Below are 655 nucleotides of genomic sequence, written 5' to 3'. Positions count from 1 at the left end.
GTTAAGGGCAAACCGCTCGACCGGGCACTGGTCACCAATATCTCCTCCATGTGTTCTTCTAAAGGCTTACCGAAAGATAAGGACGTGAAGGCCTTCCTGACGCTGCCCTGCTTGAAAGAGGGCTGGCGGAAGGGCAAAGACGAGGACGTTAAGGGCAAACCGCTCGACCGGGCACTGGTCACCAATATTTCCTCCATGTGTTCCTCTAAAGGCTTACCGAAAGATAAGGACGTGAAGGTATTCCTGACCCTGCCCTGCTTGAAAGCGGGCTGGCAGGAGGGCAAAGACGAGAACGTTAAGGGCAAACCGCCCGACCGGGCACTGGTCACCAATATTTCCGCCATGTGTCATGGCAAAGGCTTACCGGAAAAGACGAAAGTGCAAGCCTTTATTCAATGGCTACCCCCGGATGAAAAGAAGAGTCTTCTGAAACTTTCTTGCCGCATATTTGCACGCTTTGGAGTACCCTCAGGAGAAAAACTGACTGATAATGAGAACAAACTCCGCCAATGTCTTAAACTGCAAGGCTATTCTACGGACATTGGAGGCGACAGCAGTGATGAAGAAGATGAACTTTTAGAATCAAGTCAAATGAAAGCACTGGCTCTGTACTTCTCTTCTGCGTCCGCAAAATGGAACATGACAATTGCCGAAT

Annotated in this window: 1 protein-coding gene; it reads left to right on the top strand. The window is 49.8% G+C overall.

Annotated features, from left to right (window positions below):
• A partial coding sequence (locus J7439_RS25825) for a hypothetical protein (protein WP_209204921.1) occupies positions 1 to 655 on the top strand: 655 nt, incomplete at both ends.

This window comes from Salinisphaera sp. G21_0 (assembly GCF_017744115.1).
Classification (GTDB): Bacteria; Pseudomonadota; Gammaproteobacteria; order Pseudomonadales; family Endozoicomonadaceae; genus Endozoicomonas.
Note: the sequence above shows the minus strand (reverse complement) of the source record. Positions and strands in the feature narration are given on the sequence as shown.